Raw genomic sequence first — 17235 nt, 5'->3', positions numbered from 1 at the left:
TAAAGGGAGTGTATGACAATGACAGTAACAAATAAACCTGTAAATAATACAATACAACCACATGGTGGCACATTAATTAATAGACAAGTAGAAGGTGTAGAAAGAGAGCAATTAATTCAAGAAGCGCAAAATTTTCCTGCTATAACACTAAATCCGTGGAGTTTATCTGATTTAGAACTTATTTCGATTGGTGGTTTCAGTCCGTTAGAAGGCTTTATGGGCGAGGCAGATTATACAGAAGTAGTCGAGAATGTGCATTTAAGTAATGGATTGGTATGGAGTATTCCTATTACATTACCAGTGGATGAAGCTCAAGCAAACGAATTAAATATTGGAGATAGAGTTGCTTTATATGGTGAGGATAATCATCTTTATGGTGTATTAGATTTAGAAGAAAAATACACTTATGATAAAGAAAAAGAAGCGAAATTAGTATATGGTACAACAGATGTTGACCACCCAGGTGTGAAAAAAGTCTACGAAAAAGGCAGCGTATACTTAGCCGGTCCAGTTCATTTAGTGGATAGACCAAAGCATGACGAATTTGTAGATTTTCATCTAGATCCTGTTGAAACAAGACAATTATTTAGTGACTTAGGATGGAAGACGGTTGTTGGTTTTCAGACTAGAAATCCAGTGCATAGAGCACATGAATATATTCAAAAAGCAGCGCTAGAATCAGTTGATGGTTTACTATTAAATCCTTTAGTGGGAGAGACTAAATCTGACGATATACCTGCGGCAGTTAGAATGGAAAGTTATCAGGCGATATTAAAACATTATTATCCTGCTGACCGCACGCGTTTAGTTATCTATCCAGCTGCAATGAGATATGCAGGACCACGAGAAGCAATTTTACATGCGACAGTACGTAAAAACTATGGCTGTACACACTTTATTGTCGGTCGTGATCATGCTGGAGTCGGTGATTACTATGGCACATATGAAGCGCAAGAACTTATCTCGCAATATGAAGCTGAATTAGGGATTCACATCTTAAAATTTGAACATGCTTTTTACTGTAAAAAATGTGAAAACATGGCAACTGCAAAAACATGCCCACACGATGCATCTGATCACTTACATTTAAGTGGAACAAAAGTAAGAGAAAAATTGAGAAATGGCGAATCATTACCTAAAGAATTCTCAAGACCGGAAGTAGCTGAAGTATTAATTAGAGGTTTACAAGAGAAATAACAGTCAAAGGAGTTTAATGATGAGTACATCTAAAAATATTACATGGCACGATTCAGAAGTGAAAAAAGTAGAAAGACAACATAGAAACAAACACAAAAGCGTAGTGATTTGGTTTACAGGTTTATCCGGGTCTGGTAAATCTACAGTTTCTGTGGCACTTGAACAAGAACTGTTTAAACAACAAGTACAAACTTATCGTTTAGACGGTGACAATATTCGTCATGGTTTAAATAATAATCTTGGCTTTAGTCCAGAAGATCGTAAGGAAAATATTCGCCGTATTGGTGAAGTTGGCAAACTTATGGTAGATGCAGGATTAGTTACAGTGACGGCATTTATTTCTCCATACAGAGAAGATAGAGATGCTGTACGTGACTTGCTAGAAGATGATGAATTTATTGAAGTTTACACAAAATGTAGTTTAGATGAGTGTGAAGCGAGAGACCCGAAAGGCCTTTATCAAAAAGCACGAAATGGTGAAATTCAAGGCTTTACTGGTATCAATGCACCGTATGAAGAACCGATTGATCCTGAAATTGTTATTGATACGGAACAAAATAGTGTTGAGGAATCTGTACGTTATATCATTTCTTACTTAAAATCACATGCTTATATTAAAAATAAATAAATGTGATGATAATAAGAAATCAATGTATGACATAAAAAATGATTTGAATCGTGAATGGAGCGTTGACTGATATGGCAATGTTAAATCTTGTCGCAGTTATTTTTCTTGTGATTTTGGTTGTCAGTGCGACAGTGGGTATAGTCCTTGTGAATAAAGGACAACACCGTAAACACTTTTTAAAAGAGTTAAAGATAAGCGTCGTATTATGCATAAGCGCATTGGTAGCACTTTGTGTGCTAATTGCGACTACGCAAGCTTTAGGATGAGGTTAAATTTGCACAAAATTATAATGAATTATCATTTGTATAGAAATAATTTATTCAAAATGTTATAGTATATCAATAAATTTTGAATAAGTTATACCATTTGTGATAAATGATTATAGATGATGACTTTCAAGTAAGGAAGGTTATGACGATGAAAAAGTGCATTCAAGACATTTCTAAAGTAGAATTGCATTGCCATTTAGATGGGTCGGTAAGTAGTGGCTTGATTAAACAATTAGCTGCTGAACAGCAAATACCACTAATCGAGGACAATTTGATAGTTAGTGAAGCATGTGAAAGTCTAGATGAGTATCTGCAATGTTTTGATGAAATATTAAAAGTATTGCAAACGACAGATAGCTTGAAACGAGCAGTAGTTGATGTTGTAAACCAAGCTGATCGTGACAATGTAAAATATATAGAGATTCGCTTTGCACCAATGTTACATATGGAAAAAGGACTTGGATTGCCAGAGATATTTGAAGCGGTAGAAGCAGGTGTAGAGACGGCTGTTGCCTCGACGGGTATCAAAGTGAATCTGCTGGTTTGTGCGATGCGCCAGCAAGACGCAACAGTAAATACAGTGCTATTTGATTATTTACAACAACGAAATAGTCAATTTGTCTGTGGGATTGACTTTGCAGGGCCAGAAGCACCATTTCCACCAAATACAATTGAAACACAGATTGAATACGGTGTGAATAAAGGCTTTAATTTAACTTTACATGCAGGTGAATGTGGTTGTATGCATAATGTGATGGAATCGATTAGATTAGGCGCAAAACGTATTGGCCATGGTGTAGCAATAAATCAAGATGAGGTAGCATTACAAGAAGTAAAAGCGCAAAATATTCTTTTAGAAATGTGTCCCAAAAGTAATATTCAAACCAAAGCGATACAAGACTTAAGTGACTTGAATTTGCCTTACTTATTACAAGAGGAAATCCCATTCTTGATCAATACAGATAATCGTACCGTGACGCAGACGAGTTTAAATGAAGAATACCAATTATTGTTGGAGCATCATTTGATTACGTTAGATCAAATCGAAACAATTAATCAAAACGCAATTAATTTTGCCTTTTTACCTGAAAATGAACGTCAACATATAAAAAGTAAATTAATGAGCTAATCGTACGTAAGTTAATCTGATATAAATGCCCCCTTGTTTCGCTGTTGTAGCGTAAAGAAGGGGGCGTTTTATATACAGTAGACAGAATAATAATACAAAAAGACAACGATTTGACAGTGTATAAATTTTGTATGTATATGCGTTCTATGCATAGATATGCACTATTTATTTAGGTAGTCCTAAAGTACGATTGAGGTTGTAGTAATATTCTGTTTTACTAGAATTTAAGTGCAATATTATATAAGCTGTTTTATCTTATGAATCATATTCATGTTATCTAAGGATAAGCAGTGTACTGTTTCATTTTAACGTTTGCTATGCAAAGGTGTAGCGTATCTCTAAAATGACAACTTAAGAGTAGGAAAGGAATTAGAAATACATGCAAAATTATTGGAAGATACTACCGCCTAGCTTATGTTTATTAGTATTAATGATTTGTATTCATCTCAATTTAACGAATAATTTAGATGGATTTGTGTATCGTTCGTTACATCACACATTCACTAATGATGTTGTGGAACGTTACTTACACATTATTTCGGATGTTTTTTCACCATTAAATTGTTTGATACTCATATTATTGATTTTAGCTGTGTTGTTTTTTGTAAATAAATTTAAATTTTGGTGGTATGGATTTTGGTGCTTCTGTGTCTTGTTAATTGGCACATTCTTAAAAAATATCATCCAACGTCCGAGACCGAGCGTTTCGATAGATGGCTATAGCTTTCCAAGTATGCATGTGTTAAGTGTTTGCTTGTTAGTGACATTGGTTCTATTGTTGAAACGTAATAGCATTTTATATGTCATCGGCATAGTTCTTATTATCTCAATCATGATTTCTAGAATTTATTTACAAGCGCATTATTTTACGGATACGATTGGCAGTTTGTTTGTATTATGGGCGATGATCCAAGCTTTACAAATTGCGCGTCAGAGCGATGAACGTTTTAACCAGTCATTTCTAAATAAATCAGCACAAACACATAACATTTATTAGTTCGTAGTAATAACATATAAGAACTGCGTGTTGTTTCTGAGACACTTGAGAGGGTAGGATGAGTGTCGATACCGAGTCTCGCCTCAGCCGCCTAGGTAAACGAGTAATAACAATACGCAGTATTGATATCAATAACAAGCCCATCAAAGATTAAAAATCTTTGATGGGCTTAATGCTGGGTATTTATGGCTCAGATTCTTTATTTTTACAAGGATTCATATTATTTGAGTGTGTTTTCGTGATACATCTTTAACGCAGTCTTTGGCTGTCAATGTTTCTTCAAATTCTTCAGAAGGCTAATCTAAATTTAATTGTTAGATATTTTTTAATAGTAACTAATGCAAATAGGAACAATTACATTAAATCATATTAGTTACTAATGTATATATAGTTAAAAATCGAATTAAAATGAAAGAAAAGTAAATTTCTATTTGAAACGCTTTCAAAATAAGATTATAATAAAATAATAAATTTGAAGGGGTTGTAATAAAGTGAAAGTAAATAAAAGTTTAATATTTATTTTGGGAGCGCTAGGTGGCTTGTTATACGGTTATGATAACGGTGTCATATCTGGGGCGTTATTATTTATACATGATGATATTCCATTGAATAGCTTTACTGAGGGGCTCGTTGTAGCATCTATGTTAGTAGGTGCAATTATTGGTGCAGGGAGCAGTGGACCGCTATCAGATAAAATTGGTAGACGACGACTGGTGTTAATGATTGCTATCGTTTATATTGTTGGTTCTTTAATTATGGCATTTACGCCTAATATGCCTATCTTAGTATTGGGTAGATTAATTATTGGTTTGGCTGTTGGTGGTTCAATGGCAACAGTACCTGTATATCTATCGGAGATGGCGCCAACGGAATACCGTGGTTCATTAGGATCATTAAACCAGTTAATGATTACGATTGGTATATTAGCAGCTTATCTCGTTAATTTTGCTTTTTCAGATATGGAAGGGTGGAGATGGATGCTTGGTTTAGCTGTAGTACCTTCTGTCATCTTATTGGTAGGAATTGCATTTATGCCAGAGAGTCCGAGATGGTTATTGGAACATCGTAGCGAACAAGCAGCGCGTGATGTGATGAAGATTACGTTTAATGATGAAGAAGAAATCAATACAGAAATTAAAGAGATGAGAGAAATTTCAGCAGTATCTGAGTCAACATGGGCAATTTTAAAATCGCCATGGCTTAGACCGACGTTAATTATTGGTTGTGTATTTGCACTATTTCAACAAATTGTCGGTATCAATGCGATTATCTTCTATGCACCTACAATATTTAGTAAGGCAGGATTAGGTGAAGCAACGTCTATTCTAGGAACTGTCGGTATTGGTACAGTCAATGTGATTGTGACGATTATAGCTGTATTTATCGCTGATAAAATTGACCGTAAGAAATTATTAGTTACAGGTAATATAGGAATGATTGCTTCATTATTAATAATGGCCATCTTAATATGGACGATTGGGATTGAATCGTCTGCAATTATCATTATTATTTGTTTATCACTGTTTATCGTATTCTTTGGATTAACTTGGGGACCTATTCTTTGGGTTATGTTACCAGAAATGTTCCCAATGCGAGCGCGAGGTGCAGCGACAGGTATGGCTGCTTTAGTGCTTAACTTTGGTACATTATTAGTTGCACAACTTTTCCCAGTATTAAATGGAGCATTAAGTACAGAATGGGTATTCTTGATTTTTGCAATTATTGGTGTGTTAGCAATGATCTTTGTAATTAAATACTTACCGGAAACACGTGGACGTAGTTTAGAAGAAATTGAATATGATTTACGTAAAAAGACTTCAGGAGCTAATCCTTCAGAAATTTGATAAATAAGGTATTTGTTCCATAGTTATTTTTTATAGTTTTAGAGAGCCTATTGGCTAAACTCTAGAAAAATAGCACTCAGACTGATTGAATTCAATTGATCTGAGTGCTTCTTTGTATTCAAATATATGGTATTGTTGGCTCGCTTTCCTAGGGGCCAGCTTCAGCCTGTAGTCTTCCGCTCGTCCTGTTCCCTCAGGAGTCTCGCCAAAATACGTTGTAAGAAATTATGATTTCATATTGAAATACTTTAGGACGCACATATTAAATGTATAGTGTTTGTGTTGAGACATAAATCATCAAATGGACAGATAACTTATCTATTCTTTGTATTCAAATATATGGTATTGTTGGCTCGCTTTCCTAGGGGACAGCTTCAGCTCGTCCTGTTCTCTCAGGAGTCTCGCCAAAATACTGTGCAAAAGTAATGATAATTGTATTGAAATACCAAAAAATAAGGCACCTCGTTCTTTTAGTTTAGTAAATGAACGAGGTGCCTTATGTATAAAGGTTATAACATGACTCTGTTTATATTGAGTGTAGATGTTATTTTTAAATACTATTTATCTGTTAAAGCTGTTTCTTTATTTAAGTTTTCTTGGTTGCTTTGTTCTTTTTTACGTTTAATTTTCAGGTACATTAGTGCTGTTGCGAGTAGCCATATAGGCAAGAAGTATACAGCGCGTCTAGTATCATCAGAAAAGAATAATAATACGAATACAAAAAAGAAAAATGCAAGTACGGCATAACCCGATAAAAAGCCGCCTTTTAATTTAAAAACATTCTGTTTATGTTCTTCTTTATGCGTATAAGCGTACTTTATATAAGAAACAATAATGAGAATCCATACGAGTAAATACAACACTGTCGAAATCGTTGTAATATAAATGAACAGTTGTATCGTATTTGGGAAAATATAGTTTAACATCACTGCAACAAGCAATATTGATGTTGAAATAAACATTGCAATATGAGGTACGCCGTGTTTATTTGTCTTACCCATAATTGCAGGTGCTTGTTTATCTTGGGCTAAACCGAATAACATTCTACTATCAGAAAAGATACCACTGTTTGTAGCAGATGCAGCAGCAGTTAATACTACAAAGTTAATCGCACTTGCTGCAAATGGTATACCGATGAGTGCAAATACTTGTACGAATGGACTTTTATCAGCTGAAATATGGTCCCAAGGTGTAATAGACATGATAACAATCAGAGATCCAATATAAAATAATAAGATTCTAATAGGCACGCTATTGACGGCACGTGGTATAGAGACGTTAGGATTCTTCGTTTCTCCAGCTGTAACCCCAATTAATTCAATACCAATGAATGAATAAACCGCCATTTGGAATGACATCAAGAAACCGTATGCGCCATGTGTAAAGACACCGTTGTCATATAAGTTCGTAAAGCTTGCAGTTGAATGGTTTGTTTTAAATCCTAAGATAATAAAAGATAATCCGACGACGATTAATACAATAATCGTAATTATTTTAATCATAGAGAACCAAAATTCGATTTCTCCAAATAAATTAGAGCCTAAAGAGTTGAAAGCCATTAATAACAGCACAATAAATAAAATAGTAAGCCAGTTTGGTATATTAGAAGACCAATAACTGACATAGGAACCCATAGCAGTTAAATCTGACATACTTGAAGTAATCCAACTCATCCAGTAAGTCCAACCAATTAGGAAACCAGCGTATGGACCTAACTGATCATTGGCAATATCTACGAATGATTTATATCTTGAATTGCTCAGTAATAATTCTCCCAGTCCCCGCATAAACATGAATAGAACTACACCGATTATTAAATATGTAAAAATAATAGATGATCCAGTTAATGATATAGTCTGACCTGATCCTAAGAATAGACCGGTGCCGATTGCACCACCAATTGCAATTAACTGAATGTGTCTATTACTTAAACCCCTTTGAAGGTGATCTGACATTAACATGACTCCTTTGTGTTCAAAGACGTAAGTAATTATCATCTATAATATTTCAAAAATAACTTTATTGCAAATTTTAACTAATTAAATAATATAATTTTAATTTATTATCAATTAATAATAATTAAAAGCTAATAAAGATTATTATTATGTAGAGATAGGTGCTGAGAAAGCTTGAAATGTGGGTGTGTGCCGCTAATTATCAATGGGGAATCATATCTTATTAATTATATAAAAAGCATAAATTCGATTGACAGCCTATTGGGAGTAGTGTATCGTACATTAAAACATAGTAAACCAATCGGAATAAAAGGGTGGATTTATTATGTTGTTATATAGCTGAACTTAATAATTTAGATTTAGGTTTAAAAGGCCGAAGGAGGTATTATGAAAGTAAAATATAACATTGTTTTTCTTAGCTCTATTACGATATGTGCGGCATTTATTTTATATGGAGCAATTTTTACGAAACAATTTGAAACGTTTACCACTGCTTTGACTCAATATATTGCGGTTCAATTTAGTTGGTATTATCTTATTTTGATCGTTATTTTTCTAGCGTTGTGTTTATATTTATTATTTTCAAAATATAGGGATATTAAATTGGGCAAGGCAGATGAACAACCAGAATTTTCGTTAGTATCTTGGTTTTCAATGTTATTTTGTGCAGGTATGGGCATGGGGTTAGTATTTTGGACGACGTCTGAACCAATCAGTGATGCGTTTATTCTTTCTCCAGAACACAAAGAAGGTTCGAAAGGGGCTATAGCATCTGCATTACAATACTCATTTTTTCATTGGGGTATACATGCCTGGGCAGTTTATTGCATCGTGGCGCTCGTATTTGCGTACTTTAGTTTCTATAAAGGTTACCCTGGATTAGTTAGTACGATGTTAAGACCGTTGTTAGGTGAGGGGCGTATACAACGTTATGTCGGTAACGTGAGTGATATATTGGCAGTCATTGCAACGGTTACAGGTGTGGCAGCAACATTAGGTTTTGGTACTGCACAAATCAATGATGGGCTAAATTTTCTCTTTGATGTACCGTCTAACCTCTTTGTCCAGACCTTTATTATCATTATGGCTACAGTGATTTTCACTATTTCGGCTTGGTCTGGCATTAGTAAAGGTATAAAACATTTGAGCAATATCAATATGATTCTTGCTGTTGTTATCTTGATTGCTGTATTTATCGTTGGACCTACCTTATACATACTTAATATGTTTACCAATACATTAGGAAATTATATGGCGGATTTCTTGAAAATGAGTTTAACTTTACCACTAGATTCACAGGATAAACGATTTTCTTGGATGAAAAATTGGACGTTGTTTTATTGGGCGTGGTGGATTGCCTGGTCGCCATTTGTTGGTATATTTATCGCACGTATTTCAAGAGGGCGTACGATTAAAGAATTTATATTAGGTGTGTTGTTTGTGCCTGCATTGATATGCTTTGTATTTTTTGCAGTATTTGGAGGTGCCTCACTATACTTACAATCCAATCATATTGCTAAAATATCATCATTTAATACTGAAACAGCAACATTTGCAGTGTTAGAGCACTTTCCATTTGGATTTACGTTAAGTATTTTAACGATTATTGTGGTAGCAATCTTTTTTATTACTTCAGCAGATTCAGCCACATATGTATTAGGTATGTTGACATCAAGAGGTTCGCTTAATCCAACGGGATTCATAAAGGTGAGTTGGGGTGTCATATTGGCATTTTTTGCAATTATTATGTTCTATACTGGTGGGATGCAATCGATACAAAATCTCATGATTATTACAGCATTGCCATTTTCACTCATTATAATACTTATGATTATTTCATTTTTTAAAGTACTTAGGACAGATCATTCTGCTCAACGCAGTACCACGATTGAAACACACCATTCTGAGCAGAAGCTGGATATTACACAAGAAGTTGAAACTGAATGATTGGGGCTAGGAGAGACGAAGTACGACATCAAAAGACTGAATATTCAAATAATAAAATGTTATTTAAAAATTAAAGTATAAAAGGGGCGGTACATGATGGCTAACAAAAAAATACATTTTAATGCTTTTGTACAAAATTCACCATCGCCATATTCATCTGGTTTATGGAAGCATGAAAAAGATCATGGCACAAAGCACAATCGCTTGGATTTTTGGATTAATTTGGCTCAAACATTAGAGAAAGGTAAATTTGATTCTGTCTTTATTGCAGATGTATTAGGAACGTATAATACTTATAATAATTCATTTGATACGTCAGCGAAATACGCTGTACAATTACCATCTCATGAGCCGACAGTATTGGTATCTGCAATGGCAGCGGCCACTAAGCATATTGGTTTCGTACCCACAATTTCTACCACATATAGTCAACCTTATAGTTTGACGCGTCAGCTATCTACTTTAGATCATCTAACACAGGGGCGGATAGGATGGAATGTTGTGACATCTTATTTGAAAAGTGAAGCGGTGAACTTGGGTTTGCCTGAGCGTTTATCAAAGGATGAACGATACAATCGTGCAGATGAATTTTTAGAGGTAGCATATAAATTGTGGGAAGAGAGTTGGGAAGATGGAGCAGTGGTTCAAGATGCTGCAACAGATACGTATGCTAATCCGCAAAAAGTGCATACAGTAAAGTTTCATGGTCAATACTTTGATATTGATGGCCCTCATCTTGTTGAGCCTTCTGTTCAACGTACACCGGTGTTATTTCAAGCTGGTGCCTCAACAAAGGGGAAGCATTTTGCTGCAAAACATGCAGAAGCTGTATTTTCGAAGCACAACTCATTGGAAGATTTGAAACGATTTGTAGCTGAAATGGAAGAAAAAGCTGAAATATATGGTAGAGAGCGAGGTGATATTAGAGTCTTTCCGATGGTGTTACCAATTGTGGGTAAGACGGAAGCGGAGGCCTATGAAAAGCTTAAGATGTTAGAGTCGTATGTGAGTCATGAAGGTGTCGCTACGTTATTAAGCGGGCATACAGGTATCGATCTCTCACATATTGATCCTGATGATTATGTAGAAGATATTCAAACAGACGCGATTCAAGTTGACTTAGATTATTATGCTAAGGACACCACACGAAAATGGACGTTTAAAGAAGCATTGAAACATCATTGTATTGGTAATGGTGCAGCTATATTTATAGGAACGAAGGAACAAGTGGCTGATCAATTTGAGACATGGGCCATAGAAGGTAGTGCAGCGGGATTTAATATTACTCAAGCATATAATCCTGGTACGTTTGAAGAGTTAATCGATGAAGTTATTCCCATTTTACAGGAGCGGGGACTATATAGAACGGAATATGAAGGGACTACATTGCGTGAAAATTTATATGGCAAAGGACAGCAACATATTAAATATTCACATCCTGCACAAAGAAACAAGAAGATCCCAAATTAAAGTCGAATGATTTCTAAGATTGAATAAAAGCACAAAAGGCGTCTGGGACATAAATACCCAGCATTGAGCCCATCAAAGATCAAAATTCTTTGATGGGCTTGTTATTGATATCAATACTGCGTATTATTATCACTCGCTTACCAAGGGTCTGGGTCGAGTCTCGGTCTCGACACGCATCGTACTCCCTCAAGTGTCGCGCATATAATACACAGCTCTTATATGTTATTACTACAAAAACTAAGACGCTTTATAATGAATTAATTGAGACAGAAATCATCCTTGAGATAAAACAAGAAATGAAAAATGAGTTAAGTAATGAAGATTTAAGTAAAATTACAAATCATTTATCAGTAAAAATTAGTGACTTTATTTTAGTCTGAAAGACTAATCTCCCAAACGGCTTTGTCTATTCAAACACAATGTAAGTTCTGTATCAGATAAAGTGATAAAAGTTAGATTATTAAGCTTTGGTATCAATTACTTTTTTAGGTAAAATCTCTAAATAATTACGGTATGCTTCTAAGTTGATTGTATTGTCGACGAAGATGATTCTACCACCATTTCTAGAACCTTTTTGCTTTATATTTTTAATACGCTGGTAGCCAGTTGATGTGCTAGCAAAGTAACCTGTCGTATATGTTAAATCGTCGGAGACACAAAGTTCTGCAATAACACCTGGAAATTGATTAATACAAGATGCAATTGTGATAGCATCTTGTATTCGATCGTTATAATTATGTTGTGTTTCAAACATAAAACGCGTTACACGGATGCCACGTAGGCCAGTATCATCAAGACGTTGCCCATTATGAACTGATAAGATGATTGCACCACTGTAATTGTTAGCGTCTTCAATATAAGACCATGCCTTTTGCAAAATTTCTGCGTTAATATGAACTTGTGAAGCTAGATTTGTAATAGTGTCATTGTTGTCGTATATAGGTAAACTTTGAATAGTTGTTAAAGGACGTGTTACTTTTTCAATTTTTAAATTAAGGAAATCAATAGCGCCATTTTCGTGATAAAAGCCCTTGTTAAAAAAACGAAGGAGTACATCGGCAATCGCAGGTTCATCACAAATCGTTTCGGCACCACTAATATGTTTACTTTGTTGGCTTGAACGCATCTTAATGCTGTACATGATTTAGTCTCCTTTGGTTAGATTATGGCATAGTTGTAATAATAGCTTGATGTCATCTTCATTATGAAAATAAGATAATGAAATCCGTAGCATGGGCCTATCAACGGTTGGATAACGGAAATAACTGACCAATATACCCTCTGTTAGTAACAGTTCATAAATGGTTTCTGCGTCTTTATAACTGTCAAATTCAATGTGCTTTATAGGTGAAAGTGTATGACAATTCTGCGTATTCATTTTATCTTTGGCTAAACGATTGAAATATTTACTCAAGTGAACTAATTTAGTTGCTCTGTATGATTGGGCGCATAAGTAATGTAAGTTACGCTCAATTTGGTATAGGTTAAATATCGGAAGTGCACTTGAATAAATGAGGGGTCTTGCTAAATTTACAAGGAGTTGTTTAACTGTGTTAGAACACAGAATAATGCCACCTTGTGTACCTAGTGCTTTAGATAAACTGGCTGTTAAAATATCAATACCCTCTAATGTATCGTAAAGATTTAAGCCTAGACCGTGTGCATGATCTACCACAATATATGTGTTAGGGTGACGTTTTTTTAGTGTTATGATTTGTTGCAAGTCAGCCATAGTTCCGTGCGTCGAAAAGATGCTATCAGTAACAATGAGCTTTGTAGTGGTCGGATGCAGACTGAGCTGTTGATCTAACCCATTATAGTCCAAATGAGGATAAATGCGCTTGGATAAGCCACTTAATTTAATGCCATCGATAATGCTGGCATGATTTCTAGCATCCGAAAATACTATGACATCCTGATCTTTGAATATATTGAATATAGCTAAATTTGCCTCATAACCACTATTTGTAATCAAAGCATCTTCAAACGGATAATGTGAACAGAATAATCGTTCAATATTGTGGTAAAGTTGTGAATTACCACTTACTAATCTAGAACTTGCATAGTTAATGCCATAGTACGACAAATAATAATTGAGTTGATTGACGTTGATTGGTAATTGTGCCAATCCTAGATAGTCGTTTGAGGTGAAATTGATATAGGTTTTTGCATTGATTGTGATGTGTTTTTTGGATACGTACTCGACATTGTTTAAGTGTCTAAAGGTTTTGTATTGCTTTAGTGTGTTTAGTTGTGATTCAAAATAAATTCTACTCACCTTCTTTGTAAACAATTGTGTAATGATCATCATTTAATCAAGTATTGTGGTTAATGCTTTGGTAAAGATGCGTACCATTTTTTTAATTTCCTTTTTAGACATAGTGAGAATAGGAACAAAAGTAATGACATGTTCTAAGTTACGAATCATCAGACCACATGCCTTACATTCAGCAATTATGCTTTCTACTTTCTCTATAGATAAAGGTTGTCTTGTTGCTTTGTCAGCTACTAATTCAACGCCATACATTAATCCTCTGCCACGAATGTCTCCCACGTGTGGATGGTTTGCAAGTTTATGCAAGTAATTATGCAATATTTTTGAAGTCTTTTGAACGTGCTGTATAACATGATTCTGTTTATACAATTTGAGGCTTTCTAAAGCGACTGCACAAACAAGTTGATTCCCCGTGTATGTATGACCATGGAAAAAGGTATTAACACCGTGTGCATCACTTAAGAACGCATCATATATTCGTTGAGAGGTAAGTGTTGCTGCTAATGGTAAATAACCGCCAGTAATAGCTTTACCTAAACACATAATATCTGGTTCAACTTGTTCATGCTCACAAGCAAACATTGTTCCGGTTCTACCAAAGCCAACTGCGACTTCATCACAAATTAGTAATACATTATATTGTTTACATAACTGTTCTACGGCTTTGAGAAATCCATGAGGATGCACGAAAAGGCCAGTAGCACCTTGAATAAGTGGTTCGATAACAAAACCAACAATTTCATCAGCTTGTTGTTGCAGTATAGCTTCTATTTCTTCGAGAATAGCTTTGGTCATTGTTTCTTCCGTTTCGTAAGTACTTTGATACAATGATGGACTGCTTATTTGAATATTTTCAAAAATTAAATCCTCAAATATTTGGTGGAAAGTATCGATACCGCCAACACTAACTGCTCCCAATGTATCGCCATGGTAGCCATTATGTAATGTTAAGAACTTTCGCTTTTTGGCATATTGTATGGTATCTAAATTTTTCCAATATTGGTATGCCATTTTAATTGCGATTTCAACAGCAGCGCTACCCGTATCTGAATAGAACACTTTCTGTAAAGATTGGGGGGTAATGTCAACGAGTTGCTCGGCCAATTCAATTGATGGAATGTTTGAGGAACCCAATAAAGTAGAATGTGCAATTTGTTTTAGTTGTCGTTGTAGGGCACGGTTGAGTTGCTTATTATTGTGTCCATGAACATTTACCCACAGTGAGGCATAACCATCTAAATATTTATTACCATTTGTATCGTATAGATAACTTCCACGACCTTTCTTTATAATAATAGGCTTTGATTCTCTGTAAACACCCATCTGAGTAAAGGGATGCCATACATAATTCAAATCTTTAGCTACAAGTTGTTCATTGTTCATCATTAATCGCTCCTTCTAATATTGCTAATAATTGTTTTGAAGATTCCAGATTCTGCTTATGACTTTCACAAGTGAATACAGCTTTAGAAAGTAATTTTTCAAGTGTATGTTTATTGTCTTGTTCAATTGCTGTATTACTAAAATGGTTCATGATTATTACGTTAGTGGGTAGTGAACACTGTTCCAAATAAGATTGATGGACAATTACATCACTAATGGCACCAAGTTTTGAAGGTACTACGCTAACGATGAAATCTGCGGTGTCGCGTATTAAATCACTGGTCATATAACAGTAATCATTATTTTCGTAAATGGGCACAGCGATTCCTCCAGCCCCCTCAATCAAAATATAGTCATACCGCTGTTCTAAATAGGCTAATTTAGTGACTATACTATCTCGACTGAATCGTTGATTTGGCTCTAGCTTGAAGGCAAGGTGTGGAGATACTGGATCTCTGAATGTATAAAGCGATGTCTCTTCATATTCAAGGCCGCATATATTTTTATAGACCTCTAAATCTGGATAACATCCTAATCCAATTTCTTCAGTCTGAAAGGGTTTGAAAATTACTACTGACTTGCCTGCATTTTGTAATAAATTAAATAGTTGCGTTGTGATATAAGTTTTACCTATATCTGTATTTGTTCCTGTAATAAAAATATTCATGTTGTACCTCTTTTTAATTTGTGTCTTATGGGTATCATAAAACGATTCCAACCTAATTGTAAACTTAAAAATAAAATTAGTTTACATTTAAAAATGTTGAAACTTGATAAACCGTTCAGTTTACGGTGAATCTAAGTGATGCTTTATTTTTTAAATGAGTTGTTCTAAAATAGTGGATAATTCAAAGGAGGGTGTGTATGAGACAATATATAGTAGATGCATTTAGTGATAGTATATTTGGTGGAAATCCTGCTGCCGTATGTATAGTAGAGAAAAGTTTAAATGACGAACTTATGTTAGCAATTACTAAAGAGAATAATTTATCAGAAACGGCATTTGCAGTTAGAAAGGGCGATAAATATCATTTGAGATGGTTCACACCCGGTGGAGAAATTGATTTATGTGGACATGCTACCTTAGCTACAGCCTATGTATTAATGAATTATTATGATGATTCATTATCTACAGTAACGTTTACAACGATGAGTGGTGATTTGATAGTAAATAGAAATGATGAACTATATGAGATGAGCTTTCCTCCGTATGATTTAAAAAGCGTAAATCAATTAGACGAAATTGAAGCGTCAATAGGTGTGAGACCTCGTGAAGTGTTTAAGGGCAGAGACCTGCTATGTGTACTAGATGATGAAAAGTCTGTTATTGACTTAAAACCAGATTTAAAGAAAGTAGCTGAATTAGATGGATTGTTACTACAAGTAACAGCTGAAGGTACTGATTATGATTGTGTATCTAGAAGCTTTGCACCTAAGTTAAATGTGGACGAAGACCCAGTTTGTGGTTCAGGTCATTGTCATATTATTCCTTATTGGTCTGAAAAATTAAATAAAGAAACGATTAACGCTTATCAAGCATCGGCACGTGGTGGGAGTATTTATGCTACATATAAAGATGGGGCATTGACATTAGCAGGCAAAGCAACATTGTTTGCAATCAGTGAATTATATATTGATTAAATGATTCATATCAGAAGTTTAATTGTAATAGAAAAAGCAGCAATTTTCGTTGAGGAAATTACTGCTTTTTATTATTGAGGTGTAAACAATAACAAAGGTTAGCTAGGGATGTTGACGAAATCTTGACGCTCTAATTTTACCGATTCTCCACGATTGTACATTTTTTCTGCATGTAGTTCTCCCCAATAGCAAAGTGATGATAATATCTTGCCAAGTGTTTCGCCGTATTCAGAAAGTTCATATTCAACCTTTGGTGGTACTTGATCATATACAATACGATTGATAATACCATCGTTTTCTAATTCACGTAGCTGTTGTGTTAACATTTTTTGAGTGATTGAAGGAATGGCACGCTTTAATGCAGACGTACGCATGAGACCATTATTTTGCAAGTGACATAAAATGACAGGTTTCCATTTACCACCGATGACATCGATTGTAGCTTCTACACCGATATTGTAATTTTTACTCATAATTTGACCTCCTTATAGGTACTTAAA

At 34.8% G+C, this 17235-nt stretch carries 14 protein-coding genes; 8 read left to right on the top strand and 6 right to left on the bottom strand.

Going from position 1 to position 17235, the window contains the following annotated elements; genetic code table 11:
- The first annotated feature begins 18 nt into the window (after positions 1-18).
- From sat to glcP, 5 genes are all read left to right on the top strand, one after another.
- Positions 19-1197 carry a sulfate adenylyltransferase gene (sat, locus tag JN168_RS13020; protein WP_279525959.1) on the top strand — a complete coding sequence of 393 codons (1179 nt, stop codon included), beginning with the start codon at positions 19-21 and terminating at the stop codon, positions 1195-1197.
- A 19-nt stretch (positions 1198-1216) separates the two neighbouring features.
- A complete protein-coding gene (gene cysC, locus JN168_RS13015; RefSeq protein ID WP_042737663.1) occupies positions 1217-1825 on the top strand; it encodes an adenylyl-sulfate kinase in 609 nt (202 codons plus the stop codon).
- Positions 1826-2242: 417 nt separating this feature from the next.
- Complete coding sequence (gene add, locus JN168_RS13010; protein ID WP_232155289.1) at positions 2243-3223, top strand: adenosine deaminase; 981 nt, start codon at positions 2243-2245, stop codon at positions 3221-3223.
- A gap of 379 nt (positions 3224-3602) precedes the next feature.
- The gene (locus JN168_RS13005; protein WP_232155290.1) at positions 3603-4220 is read left to right on the top strand and encodes a phosphatase PAP2 family protein; all 618 of its coding nucleotides are present in this window, start codon (positions 3603-3605) and stop codon (positions 4218-4220) included.
- A gap of 491 nt (positions 4221-4711) precedes the next feature.
- A complete protein-coding gene (glcP, locus tag JN168_RS13000) occupies positions 4712-6064 on the top strand; it encodes a glucose transporter GlcP (protein ID WP_042737659.1) in 1353 nt (450 codons plus the stop codon).
- Positions 6065-6621: 557 nt separating this feature from the next.
- Here the strand turns inward: glcP and JN168_RS12995 are convergent.
- Positions 6622-8019 (bottom strand): amino acid permease, encoded by a 1398-nt coding sequence (locus JN168_RS12995; protein ID WP_279525958.1) that lies wholly within the window; start codon positions 8017-8019, stop codon positions 6622-6624.
- 387 nt (positions 8020-8406) lie between these two features.
- Between JN168_RS12995 and JN168_RS12990 the strand changes: the two genes are divergently transcribed.
- Entirely contained in the window at positions 8407-9966 is a 1560-nt protein-coding gene (locus JN168_RS12990; RefSeq protein ID WP_279525957.1) for a BCCT family transporter, read from the top strand.
- A 96-nt stretch (positions 9967-10062) separates the two neighbouring features.
- Complete coding sequence (locus tag JN168_RS12985) at positions 10063-11436, top strand: LLM class flavin-dependent oxidoreductase (RefSeq protein WP_279525956.1); 1374 nt, start codon at positions 10063-10065, stop codon at positions 11434-11436.
- A gap of 460 nt (positions 11437-11896) precedes the next feature.
- On the opposite strand, the gene JN168_RS12980 is transcribed toward JN168_RS12985, so the two are convergent.
- From JN168_RS12980 to bioD, 4 genes are read right to left on the bottom strand one after another with little or no spacing between them, the layout of a single operon-like run.
- Complete coding sequence (locus JN168_RS12980; protein WP_042737655.1) at positions 11897-12577, bottom strand: 6-carboxyhexanoate--CoA ligase; 681 nt, start codon at positions 12575-12577, stop codon at positions 11897-11899.
- A gap of 3 nt (positions 12578-12580) precedes the next feature.
- Positions 12581-13714 carry an aminotransferase class I/II-fold pyridoxal phosphate-dependent enzyme gene (locus tag JN168_RS12975; RefSeq protein ID WP_279525955.1) on the bottom strand — a complete coding sequence of 378 codons (1134 nt, stop codon included), beginning with the start codon at positions 13712-13714 and terminating at the stop codon, positions 12581-12583.
- A 33-nt stretch (positions 13715-13747) separates the two neighbouring features.
- Positions 13748-15097: an adenosylmethionine--8-amino-7-oxononanoate transaminase gene (gene bioA, locus JN168_RS12970; RefSeq protein ID WP_279525954.1), complete on the bottom strand. Its 1350-nt coding sequence runs from the start codon at positions 15095-15097 to the stop codon at positions 13748-13750.
- Complete coding sequence (bioD, locus tag JN168_RS12965; protein ID WP_325972386.1) at positions 15084-15761, bottom strand: dethiobiotin synthase; 678 nt, start codon at positions 15759-15761, stop codon at positions 15084-15086. The genes bioA and bioD overlap by 14 nt, the downstream gene beginning before the upstream one ends.
- 197 nt (positions 15762-15958) lie before the next feature.
- Between bioD and JN168_RS12960 the strand changes: the two genes are divergently transcribed.
- The gene (locus tag JN168_RS12960; RefSeq protein WP_279525953.1) at positions 15959-16735 is read left to right on the top strand and encodes a PhzF family phenazine biosynthesis protein; all 777 of its coding nucleotides are present in this window, start codon (positions 15959-15961) and stop codon (positions 16733-16735) included.
- 98 nt (positions 16736-16833) lie between these two features.
- On the opposite strand, the gene JN168_RS12955 is transcribed toward JN168_RS12960, so the two are convergent.
- Positions 16834-17208: a winged helix-turn-helix transcriptional regulator gene (locus JN168_RS12955; RefSeq protein ID WP_042737650.1), complete on the bottom strand. Its 375-nt coding sequence runs from the start codon at positions 17206-17208 to the stop codon at positions 16834-16836.
- Between the last annotated feature and the right edge of the window lie 27 nt (positions 17209-17235).

Source organism: Staphylococcus gallinarum (assembly GCF_029774255.1).
Taxonomy (GTDB): Bacteria; Bacillota; Bacilli; order Staphylococcales; family Staphylococcaceae; genus Staphylococcus; species Staphylococcus gallinarum.
Note: the sequence above shows the minus strand (reverse complement) of the source record. Positions and strands in the feature narration are given on the sequence as shown.

Coding starts and splice junctions, on each gene's coding strand:
- JN168_RS12985 (WP_279525956.1), top strand. CDS start 10,063: ATGGCTAACAAAAAAATACATTTTAATGCTTTTGTACAAAATTCACCA.
- cysC (WP_042737663.1), top strand. CDS start 1,217: ATGAGTACATCTAAAAATATTACATGGCACGATTCAGAAGTGAAAAAA.
- JN168_RS12995 (WP_279525958.1), bottom strand. CDS start 8,019: ATGTCAGATCACCTTCAAAGGGGTTTAAGTAATAGACACATTCAGTTA.
- JN168_RS12990 (WP_279525957.1), top strand. CDS start 8,407: ATGAAAGTAAAATATAACATTGTTTTTCTTAGCTCTATTACGATATGT.
- JN168_RS12980 (WP_042737655.1), bottom strand. CDS start 12,577: ATGTACAGCATTAAGATGCGTTCAAGCCAACAAAGTAAACATATTAGT.
- add (WP_232155289.1), top strand. CDS start 2,243: ATGAAAAAGTGCATTCAAGACATTTCTAAAGTAGAATTGCATTGCCAT.
- bioD (WP_325972386.1), bottom strand. CDS start 15,761: ATGAATATTTTTATTACAGGAACAAATACAGATATAGGTAAAACTTAT.
- sat (WP_279525959.1), top strand. CDS start 19: ATGACAGTAACAAATAAACCTGTAAATAATACAATACAACCACATGGT.
- bioA (WP_279525954.1), bottom strand. CDS start 15,097: ATGATGAACAATGAACAACTTGTAGCTAAAGATTTGAATTATGTATGG.
- JN168_RS12955 (WP_042737650.1), bottom strand. CDS start 17,208: ATGAGTAAAAATTACAATATCGGTGTAGAAGCTACAATCGATGTCATC.
- JN168_RS13005 (WP_232155290.1), top strand. CDS start 3,603: ATGCAAAATTATTGGAAGATACTACCGCCTAGCTTATGTTTATTAGTA.
- JN168_RS12960 (WP_279525953.1), top strand. CDS start 15,959: ATGAGACAATATATAGTAGATGCATTTAGTGATAGTATATTTGGTGGA.